General features: G+C 58.2%; 6 protein-coding genes and 1 pseudogene. 2 read left to right on the top strand and 5 right to left on the bottom strand.

The annotated features are described in order from the left end of the window. A partial coding sequence (gene repC / locus KBT70_RS07335) for a replication initiation protein RepC (protein WP_296630595.1) occupies positions 1–205 on the top strand: 205 nt, incomplete at its 5' end. 143 nt (positions 206–348) lie between these two features. Then, a pseudogene (locus KBT70_RS07330) lies at positions 349–750 on the top strand (hypothetical protein); the annotation flags it as partial. Positions 751–821: 71 nt separating this feature from the next. Here the strand turns inward: KBT70_RS07330 and KBT70_RS07325 are convergent. The 5 genes from KBT70_RS07325 to KBT70_RS07305 all read right to left on the bottom strand — a co-directional run. Then, positions 822–1,307: a hypothetical protein gene (locus tag KBT70_RS07325; protein ID WP_296630593.1), complete on the bottom strand. Its 486-nt coding sequence runs from the start codon at positions 1,305–1,307 to the stop codon at positions 822–824. Further along, the gene (locus KBT70_RS07320; protein WP_296630590.1) at positions 1,294–4,389 is read right to left on the bottom strand and encodes a helicase-related protein; all 3,096 of its coding nucleotides are present in this window, start codon (positions 4,387–4,389) and stop codon (positions 1,294–1,296) included. The genes KBT70_RS07325 and KBT70_RS07320 overlap by 14 nt, the downstream gene beginning before the upstream one ends. Then, the gene (locus KBT70_RS07315; protein ID WP_296630586.1) at positions 4,386–6,146 is read right to left on the bottom strand and encodes a hypothetical protein; all 1,761 of its coding nucleotides are present in this window, start codon (positions 6,144–6,146) and stop codon (positions 4,386–4,388) included. Before KBT70_RS07315 ends, KBT70_RS07320 begins: the two co-directional genes overlap by 4 nt. After that, positions 6,143–7,258 carry a DUF6361 family protein gene (locus KBT70_RS07310; RefSeq protein ID WP_296630582.1) on the bottom strand — a complete coding sequence of 372 codons (1,116 nt, stop codon included), beginning with the start codon at positions 7,256–7,258 and terminating at the stop codon, positions 6,143–6,145. Before KBT70_RS07310 ends, KBT70_RS07315 begins: the two co-directional genes overlap by 4 nt. Then, positions 7,255–8,413 (bottom strand): 3'-5' exonuclease (locus KBT70_RS07305; protein ID WP_296630576.1); only part of this gene is annotated, 1,159 nt, incomplete at its 5' end. The genes KBT70_RS07305 and KBT70_RS07310, both read right to left, overlap by 4 nt.

Genomic DNA, 8,413 nt, shown 5'->3' with positions numbered 1-8,413 from the left:
TTCCGAGGATGCTTGGAGCGTGGCAAACAAAGTACTTGGACCAGCGGTTGCGGCTGCATCCATCGCGCTCATCCTCGACAAATCGACGAACGGTGAGGTCAAATCGCCTGGCGGTTACCTTCGTGGACTTGTCGAACGCGCTCAAATTGGAGAGCTGCATCTTGACCGCAGTTTTTATGGGAGGCTGAGCGGGGTAGGGGCGTAACTTGGGCACCTCATTGCCCACCTTGCGTGGAGGCGCGAAGTCCTGTTCAGACAAGTGCCCGGATCAGAAGCTAAGCGACGTACTTTTCAAAAAAGGACATTCATCTCCATGTAGCCTTACTTGATTAGCCTGTACGTCGGTTTGCCGCCAGCGAAGGCCCGAATTCGAATGGGGGGGCCACCTTTGCGCCTCTGGCTATACGCGGGGCAGGGGGGTTGCGTGCCAGTGGCCCACCAGCTGAGCGCTTGGAGCGTTGGCTCGAGGGAATGGAAACAGCATGCCTGACCGCGATGCGGCACCTCGACGATATCCAGGCATGGTCAGCGCGGGCGGAAACCATGATGGCCCCGCTCTCTGGCAAGACACCACCAGCATTGCGCGCGGTGCTGACCGAATGGCCCGTCGTCTCCGCTCCAATGGCCGAGACCCTGACCGGTGCCAGCCGCGCCGCCGTCCAGCGCAACCTCGCCTGGATGGAAACGCGAGGCCTTATCTGCGAGGTGACCGGACAGGGGCGGTATCGGGTGTGGCGCGCCACCAACTGAAGACCTCAGCGAAACCCGCGGGCGATGAAGCGTAAGAGCGCGGAGGTGATAAGGTGCCGATGTCGAGGTTTTTAACTGCGGCGGCGAGATTCCGTCGCGATGGCATAGGTAACGGCTGAACGTTTCCACACAAAGTGCTCCTTTGCATAGGCGAGCGCACTTGGAGCCACCACGATACTGAGATGGCTTAATTTTTCCAAATTTTCTATGGCGTTTTGGAACGTCTCGAGATCAGAATCGGCAAAGGAATCGCCTAGAATGAAGATGGTAATCCGCTCCACATTACTCAGCATAAACAGACCCGATGATGTTTCGAGATGGTCGGATTCAATCACGGCCTCACGGATTTTACTCGCCCATAGCACTTCATCGAGTTCGTCCACGGCAAGCCATGGCCGGGCCACTTTCGGCCCTTTCCGCGGCCCAGGGGCAACATTAACGATGACTTCCGCTTCTGTAAGCCACTCTTCCAGAAGCCCTTGCGGGCGGCCTTTCAACGTGATGGCCGAAACGCATTCTTTGAAGATCTTTGGGTCGTCGTGGTCACGGTATTTCATGCTGTTCGTCTCCTTGCAGGTTGGTGCAGTCGCTATCGGGTAGGTGGGTAAAATCCCCTGGTGCCAAGCGGATCATGAGCGACTGTATATTTTGGGATGCGGAAGTTTCGAGTATCGCAAGCAGGTCTGACTGGCGCGGCTGCCCGAAGGCAAGCCGATAGAGTGCCGTGGTCTTTATCAACCAAGGTGCAAGTCCCGCTTCGCGGGAAAAAGGAGGCAAAGGCAGAATAGACTCAATGAGGGCAGGTGCGTCGAGATTGCCAGTATAGAGCCAGTGCGGGCACATCCCTAAACGTGACATGCCCAGGTTTTGGGCCTCTTCTTCTGCGGCAGCAAGCATCGCCGGCCAAGCGGGGCCATCGGTTTCGCGGGCGGCCGCAACCTGGCAGGTGGCAATGTTGCTGCGAACCGCGTGATTGAGATATCGCTGAACCCGACCCTCGCGTTGCTCCAGGTCTGCTGGGCTTCCAGGCAGGTTCCAGTGCCAGATTCGGTGGCAGTAGTGATGGAAGTCCAGACCTTCCTGTCCAACGGATGTCGATGCGAGAACGAAGGGGCGGAAGGGCGAGTTGAACGCTTCGCGAAGGGTGTCCAGGCGCGTCTGGCCGCCCTCGCCGTCTTTCGCGGCGTTTGCAGCAAAACGGGCCGCGAGATGCGAAGGCATGTTGAAGCTTTTGCCTGTGAACGGGTTGCGCGCGGTAATCTGCGCCGTGCGCAGGCCCACCGCATCTTTTACTCGCCTAGCCAGCCCTTCGTATGGCGGCTTTCCGGGAATGGTTTCGGGGGTCAGTTTTCCTCCGGTGAGCTGGTACAAATATTCATCGAGCACGGCCTGAAGATCATGTTCAGCGCAATAGTCAATGACTTTTGACCAAGCGCCTTCCTCTCCGCCAGAAAGTAGCAAAGGTCGAACTTCGCGGTGGTTGAACATTGTCAGGAAGCCTAGCGCGATACTGGCCGAGGCCGATGCCAGATCTGGCGACGGCTCTTTTGCATAACGGCGCAGCGATCTGAGCAAACAAACGGCCGGAGACCCAAGCGCCACCCGCGCCAGAAACGTCACCGCCTCGTCACTTGCGGGTACGCTTGCGCGAACACCATTACCGGCGGTGAACTGGTCCAGCAACGAGGGTGCGTTGCTGTCATCACGGGAACCTGCGTCAAGACCCTCGCGAACCTTGCCAACCCACTCATGTAGCGGTCGGGAGATATCGGGAGTGCCGAGGGATGATTTATCAAGCCATGCGATCAACTCCCACGGGGCGGCACCACGGGTGGGGGGCAACATTTGGTCGGCGAGGGCAGATGCAATTAGCACCTTGGCTTTGGCGAGCATTTCTTCTGCACTCAAGCTACTGTTCTGCCGCCAGATTTCCAGAGGATCCACCGCTCGCGCTAGAAAGTCTGACGGGTAGAGGAGCAACATCACCCGCATTGAGCTGCCCAAATCTTCCGCCGCGCTACTCAGACGCAGCAGCCTCGCTTCCTTCTTCTTTGCAGGACCTTTGATCCCGAGCTCATGACGTAGCCTGCGCTCTGCCTCGTGCGAGGTCAGGGCCGCTATGGCCTCAGGGACCATTTGCCAATCAGAAAATACCAGCGATTTGGTCAGAGGCGGCTGACCGGACAAATAGGGCAGGCTGGCGGGTAACCACAAACGTCTGTGAAGTTCACCTTCCTTGAAGACGTTTTCCATCAGTGCTCGCATGCGACCATTGTCGGCTGGTACAGCTTCGAAGTTATGGATCCGGCGTTTTGATAAAAGTGCTGGGCGCGCAGTGCTGGCAAGGTCAGCGCGCTTGTCGTAACCAGAAATTTTCCTGGCGAGATCGAACTCGCCGGGCATGAAGCTAAAAAGATACGGGGCGGATTTCCAGTAATCCGCGCGATTGTGGCCGCCGACCTGCCGGGCAACACGGTCTACAGCCAGAGCCTGCCGAAGATCTTCCGCCCGTATATCTGCTGTAATCTCTTCGCGTCGCAGCCCGGCATCGGTGCTAGTCGCGGCAACCCTTTCCTGGCGGCTCATGACACCGCGCAAGCGGTCTTCGACTTGATTGCGCTTCTCTGCCGCCTCGTTTGGCAGACCCTGCGCGTAGCAGCGCAGATTCTCGCGGAAGAGCCGCATCTCTGCTTTCAGCTCTTTTGCGGCGGTGTTCCCGACCTCGCCCCCACCATGCAACATTCTAATGGCTGCGAGAAAGTCTTCCTGGTGATCGCCCTCTTCCGGGTCATCACCTTTGATCGTCAGCATCTTGTAGGGGGTTGCCGACAGAAAAAGTATTTTTGCGCCATGATGTTCTGTCCGGAGAAACTGCTGCATCAGGGCCTGCGCTTCACTCTCCGTATCGGAGAAAAGGTCGCGGAACTTCTGGAACTCGTCGAAGATGATCAGTTTCGGACGCAATGAGGTCAAAGAATGCGCGGCAAGACGCTGCAGCAGGGCCTTGGTAATCGGATTGCGTTCCTCGGAACGTTTCAGGTTTGCATCCCGGATACTTACTTCCATGTCCCCGGCCATGAGCACAGAAGCGGTTTCTTCACGGTATCCCGCGCCGAGTTGGGGGACGTCGTTAAGGTAGCGCTGCCAGTTTTCTTTTTTTCGAACAGTGCCGCGCAGCAGGTTTTTCAGTCGGGTTGCATGCACCTTGCCGCGCAGGAGATGATGGACAAGCGCCCGCTCCCGCGCGATGCCAAGCCCGCCGGTCTTGTCAAAGCTGGTGCCGGGAGTAAGCGCGATGAAATTAACCCCATTTTTGTGCAGATTTGTTCTCGGATCGGAAAGCAGGGTCAGACGTGTGGGCAGAACCTCACCATCGTGCAAGACATTCAGGATCTGCAGGTTTTGGCGCGCGATCGCCGCATTGGAGCAGACATAGATAATATCGGCCCGCTCGCCATCGGACAGTTGAGACAGCAGCACCGAGATCACTCCCTGCGCGACCCGCGTCTTGCCAAGGCCAACCTCGTCCGCGACCAGAAACCGCTGCGCGCCTGCCTGAAACCGGCCAATGACATATTCCACAGTTGCGCGCTGGAAGGGCTTCAGTGTCGACAAAACCGGTTCAGGGTCAAAGCTCATCTGCGTTTTTCGTTCACGGCAATGAATTTGGACCAGAGGTCATGAAATCCAGCGGCAGTCTGGGTATCCGCAGGAATCAACCGTAGCAACTTGTCCAACTCGGCCATCCGGGCGGGCCCGTCGTCGGACAAAAGAACCTTTAGCAGGGTTTCCAGAACCGGGGGCGCAGCGCGCTGGCTCTGACCCGTCTTTTGGCCGTTGCGGTTCCCCGTTCGCATCAAGCCCGTTAAGTCGGGTTGCACCTCGAGCATCGCATGGACGAAACTCAGCATCTGCTCCGGGGTCTTGATGATTTCTGCCATCAATGCCCGCAGACGGGGCTCGCTGTCTGGAAGCCCATGCGCCTCGGCCTGCGTGACAAAGCTAGCGGTTTTTTCGTTATCGCCTGTCAAATCGATCTGAATGAAGCGGGTCACATTCAGCAAACCTACAAGGCCCAGTATCCAAGGCCCAGCTCCCGCGATAGCCGTTGAACCATGCTGTGTCGCAAGCCGGGCATGGATCTGCACAATACCCGGAATTGCGGGACACTTCATTTGCAGCGCAGCCGACCATTGGTCTTCTACACTTGCGAACGTGAGCTGCGGCCTTGCTGCGAAGATTGCGTGCCGGGCCTGCCGGACGGCATCCTCGAACCGTGCTTCATCTACCTCTTCTTCGCTCAGCGAGCGAGGTGACCAGTCCGCCAGCAGCGGCCTGAGGCCGTCATGGCCCAGAATTCCCTCGGAATCGAGACCAATGCCGCCGACTTTAGCCGTCTTGCCCCTCAAAGTGGCAAAGACCTCGATATTGCGCATTCCGCTGACTGCGAGGCCCGCTGAGGTTGCATTGCCGGATCCAAGAGTGATCGTAGTCTCATCGGCATTCTCGGTGATGAAGATCTTGGCATGAAGCCCTGCGCGTTCCTGATGACCCGTCGGTTCCTGTTCGGGTACGGCGTGGTCCATCAGCGTCATGCTGCACTTCGGAACGTCGTCCAAACGGGCGAGCCAGTCATCACAGGCAACCAAAGCGCAGATCCGTTCACGCCCTAACATGTCCAATGCCGCATCATCGCAGAAGGGCGAGATAACGGCCATCTGCCCCTTGCCTGGCCGCCAGACATGAGGTGACCGAGGAAAGTGTGCGTGAAACACGGGCTTGCGGAATCCTGGCACGGCTTGCCATTTTACAAAAGCAAGCTGGTTACGCAGTTCCTGCAAAGCTCGGGGCTTGCGCCCAAGCATCCAGTCAATGAGGTCGACAAGTGGTTGGTTTCCTCCTTGGTTTTTTTCCGTTTCTTCGCCCTCAAGCTGCAATGCTACATCCCAAGATCGATCCCTCGTCAGATTACGAGACATCATTACCAACCTTTGACGAGTCGTGCCTCCGGCCTCTGGGGAAAAGCGCATAAGCCAGAGCTTGGGGTGGAAACTCGCGCGCTTTGGCGGCGCAACCTCGACGACAAGTCCTTCAAGCAAGCTGATCAGTGCATTGCGCTTGCCGGCTGGTGGATGAATATTGCCTGCCTCTACGAAGATCCTGACACGATCCTGTAGGCGCTGCATTGCAGCCAGTGCCGCAAGCGGATTCTCCATCAGCTCGTCACGCTCGATCCCTCCACGCAATGCCATGGCGACGGGCACTGTGAGGGCAGTTGCAATGTCCATCGAGAAAGTCGTGCCAATGGCCGCCTCCAGACGATAACCTTCGGGCGGCACCAAGGCCTCTCCGAAATCAATGCGCTCAGCCGGGGCAAGGATCTTTTCGCCTTTCATACTTCGTTCGCCTCGGAAACATCCTGCAGGTAGCGGTGAACCCGGCCCCAGCGGAAGGTCAGACGTCCCGCACCTGAGCTGCCGCTCCAATTATAATCGCCATTGAGCTGCAGGCGGGCACGACCAAGTTTAGCCTGTCGCTCTCGGGCTATTATGATGTCGCGTGCATCTTTACTTGTTGGGGCATGCATGACACCGAGCCAAGCATTTAGGAAATCCATCGTAAGAGGGTTTGGGCGAAAGGCGATCTCTGCCGACGCTTCTAGCAACGGGGCAATCAGCGTGCGCGCGTCCTTTGCCGGTACGATTTCACTTCTTTGCCACTCGTCCAATTGCTGCTGCCACTGCTCGACCGTGTCGGGGGCGAACCGCTCTGCCAGCAAGAGGTTGTAGAGCAGAGATGCACCAAAAAGCGTATCTGCGAAGGCAAGCGCGTGATTGAGCTGCAATTGCAGGTTACGGGGCAGATCGAGCTGCGCCACCTTGTTCAGGTCGTTGATTTTGGAAATGTTGCGGGCTCTAGACATGAGGTTGCCCAGCAGCGTCTGGCCATCTCGCAATGAGGCGCAGCGATCGACTATCCAGTCAGCCTCGTCCTTTGTTAGATTAAAGCCTCGCGTGTCATCTTTCGGGATAGACGGCATTTCAGCCCAGCATCTCTCACCCTCAGCCATCCGCTCCAGAACGTCTCGTATGCGGGCTCTGTCGTCCAGCCGAATACCCCATGCACCAATCCCACCCCAATAGATCGCACTGGGCATCCGCTTCAGCTTTGCGCCTGCATCGACTCCGATTAGCTGGTCGCGGTCAGCTCCCTCGGGCAACGCGAGGATTCGGGCGATGAGGCCAGCCTCGGCGTCCCGCAACGCCGCCTGACGGTCCCGACCGCGCAGATCGATGTCATGAAAAATTTGGGGTATCATTAGGAAATAGCGCAATCGTGTCTGAACCGTGCTGGTGCCCGGGAACAGCAAATCCGAAAAACCGTCGCGGATCGCGCCGATCCCGAGTTCGTCTCGAGCTTCGCTGTCGGTCAATGCGCCCATAAGCGCGTTCACGGCCTCGGCTTCGGCGCTTCCGAAAGAGACCCATCCCAGAGCTGAAATCGTCATCTGCCGACCTCAGAAACCGTGTTTGTCGATCCGATGGTGGCGGGCAGCTGCGCGAGTTCCAGCCGCCCATGGTCTATCCAGAACACCGCAATACCTTGCAGCGGATGCTTCGGGAACAGTCTTGCTACCAGCGAGGCGTAGCTTGAGAGCTGGGGCCAGTAGAGGCCGAAGCCCTCGCCGGAGCCGCCAGATTTGTGGTCGATCAACAGGCATCCCTTCGGCCCGATTGCCAGCAGGTCGATCATGCCGGGAATTTCAGCGCCCTCTGATGTGTGTCCCAGCACAGGGATCTCACATTGCAAATCGGTGTAGCCGTCGGCTGACAGCCAGATCTTAAGCGCATTCGCCCGCTCTGCCACCAGCGCCAGGGTAGCTTCATCCAGTCCTGTGGCTGCAGGCAAATCTGAGATCAGGTCGGATCGCGTCAGGTAAGTGCGTATGGCAAGATGTAGCGCGGTGCCCCGGGCAGCATTGTTGATGGTGCTGGACCAAGGATCACCCAGACTGATCCCGCGCGTTTCCGGTATCGGCTCGGCTGTAACGGCCTGCGAAGGCTGCAACCGCCACGGCGAAGTCGGCGTACTGGGCAGGGGCACGACGCCGCCAAACCGAGGCGTATCTCTCCCCACTTCCGGCAGATATTCAGTGAAACTCGCCTGTTCCGGCAATTGCGTGATCACCGTTGGGCAATCCACTCCGCCAATTCGCAGCTTCCCGTCCGCAATCTGCGGCGCACAGGTATCGTCGAACACGTGAAACAGGCACTTCGCTTCGGGCGCGTCCTCATCGCGCTCCTTTAGGAATTCCGGCCATTCCAGCACCAAGCGATCGCGGGCGCGGGTCAGGGCCACGTAGAGCAGGTTTTTCGCATTGGCCTCGAACGCCTCGCGGCGATCCTCGATAAAGCGCCGTTCAGTCTCGGGCGCGGCAAATCCGGGTGTGTGGATCAGGGCGGCAGAGGCCAGCACCGCTGCCATGTCGTCAATCTTGTCCAATGCGTCGAACCGGGTGGCTGTGGTGCCGGGCCATTCCTCAATACCATGGTCGAATTCGGCGACCACGGTGATCGGCCATTCCCGACCCTTGGACGCGTGCCATGTGACGATCTCGACCGCTTCTGCGCTGTTGCCTGAGGGATCGGGGCGGCGATCAAAA

This window comes from Roseovarius sp., assembly GCF_018066915.1.
GTDB lineage: Bacteria > Pseudomonadota > Alphaproteobacteria > Rhodobacterales > Rhodobacteraceae > Roseovarius.
The sequence above is the reverse complement of the archived record's forward strand: the minus strand, read 5'-3'. Positions and strand labels throughout refer to the sequence as shown.

Excerpts from the sequence above, each read along its gene's own strand:
- KBT70_RS07325 (WP_296630593.1), bottom strand. The coding sequence starts at position 1,307 with ATGAAATACCGTGACCACGACGACCCAAAGATCTTCAAAGAATGCGTT.
- KBT70_RS07320 (WP_296630590.1), bottom strand. The coding sequence starts at position 4,389 with ATGAGCTTTGACCCTGAACCGGTTTTGTCGACACTGAAGCCCTTCCAG.
- KBT70_RS07315 (WP_296630586.1), bottom strand. The coding sequence starts at position 6,146 with ATGAAAGGCGAAAAGATCCTTGCCCCGGCTGAGCGCATTGATTTCGGA.
- KBT70_RS07310 (WP_296630582.1), bottom strand. The coding sequence starts at position 7,258 with ATGACGATTTCAGCTCTGGGATGGGTCTCTTTCGGAAGCGCCGAAGCC.